Raw genomic sequence first — 1,536 nt, 5'->3', positions numbered from 1 at the left:
CGGTCAGGCCCAACTGGTCCGCCATTTCGGCCAGATCGGGGCTGAGGTCGGGGTCGTAGCAGACCGGCAGGCGCCACAGCCGCCCGTCCGCCGGCGCGACGTCACTGCCGGCCAGTGCCGCCTCCACCGCCGCCTGCATCTCCCGCCGCCCGGTGGAGACCGGGTCGTAGACCACCAGCAGCGAGCGGAAGGTCGGCACCGTTTCCACCAGTCCCGGTGGCGGGGCCGCCTTCAACCGGGCATGCAGGGCCATGACGCGGGCGTTGGTCGCCCGGTCGATGGTCTCGCCGAACTCGACATTGAAGGCGGTGTCGCCGGAACTGGTGAAACGGACTTGCACGTTTTCCTCGTTAACCAATCATCATCGACGGCAGCCAGGACACCATGCCGGGGAAGATCCACAGCAGCGCCACCATCACCACCATCAGCAGGAAGAAGGGCAGGCTGGCCTTGCCGATGGTGAAGATGTCCTTGCCGGTCATCGATTGCAGAACGAAAAGGTTGAAGCCGACCGGCGGGGTGATCTGCGCCATCTCCACCACGATGATGATGTAGATGCCGAACCACAGCAGGTCGATGCCCGCCCGCTGCACCATCGGCAGGATGACCGAGGTGGTCAGCACCACCATCGAGATGCCGTCGAGGAAGCAGCCCATCACCACGAAGAAGGCGGTCAGCGCCACCAGCAGGGCCGCCGGCGACAGCTGCATGGTGGTGATCCATTCGGCCAGCAGGCGCGGGATGCCGGTATAGCCCATCGCCACCGTCAGGAAGGCCGCACCCGCCAGGATGAAGCCGATCATGCAGGAGGTGTGGGCGGCGCCGAACAGGCTGTCGCGGAAGGTCGTCCAGTTCAGCGTGCCGGTCACCAGCGCCAGCACCAGCGATCCCAGCACGCCGATGCCCGCCGCTTCCGTCGGGGTGGCGATGCCGACATAGATCGAGCCCAGCACCGCGGCGATCAGCATCACCACCGGGATCAGGGCGCCGGTGTCGCGGATCTTGGCGGCGAAGCTCTGCGGCGGTTCGGGCGGCGGCACCCGGCCGGGGTTGAGCAGCGACCAGCCGCCGACATAGAGCATGAACAGTCCGGTCAGCACGATGCCGGGGATGACACCGGCGATGAACAGCCGGGCGATGGACACGTCGGCGGCGACGCCATAGACGATCATGATGATCGAGGGCGGGATCAGCAGCCCCAGCGTGCCGGCCCCGGCCAGCGAGCCCAGCGTCATCATCGGGTCGTAGCCGCGGCGGTTCAGCTCCGGAATGGTCATGCGGCCGATGGTGGCTGCGGTGGCGGCGGACGAACCGGACACCGCGGCGAAGATCGAGCAGCCGATGATGTTCACATGCATCAGCCGGCCGGGCAGCCAGCCGGTCCAGGGCGCCAGCCCCTTGAACATGTCGGACGAGATGCGGGTGCGGAACAAGATCTCGCCCATCCAGATGAACAGCGCAAGGCCGTCAGCGTCCAGGAGGTGCTGGCCCCCCCGATGTTGGTCGCCCTCACCTTGCCCACCGTTCTTGCGGTGA

At 67.1% G+C, this 1,536-nt stretch carries 2 protein-coding genes; both read right to left on the bottom strand.

Annotated features, from left to right (window positions below):
- On the bottom strand, positions 1-340 hold a 340-nt coding region (locus I71_RS33135; protein ID WP_042704331.1), incomplete at its 3' end, for a carboxyltransferase domain-containing protein.
- A gap of 10 nt (positions 341-350) precedes the next feature.
- Positions 351-1,536: TRAP transporter large permease subunit (locus I71_RS33130; RefSeq protein ID WP_049976463.1), on the bottom strand; the 1,186-nt coding region annotated here is incomplete at its 5' end.

Origin of the sequence: Azospirillum sp. B506 (assembly GCF_000333595.1) — a bacterium.
Lineage (GTDB): Bacteria > Pseudomonadota > Alphaproteobacteria > Azospirillales > Azospirillaceae > Azospirillum.
The sequence above is the reverse complement of the archived record's forward strand: the minus strand, read 5'-3'. Positions and strand labels throughout refer to the sequence as shown.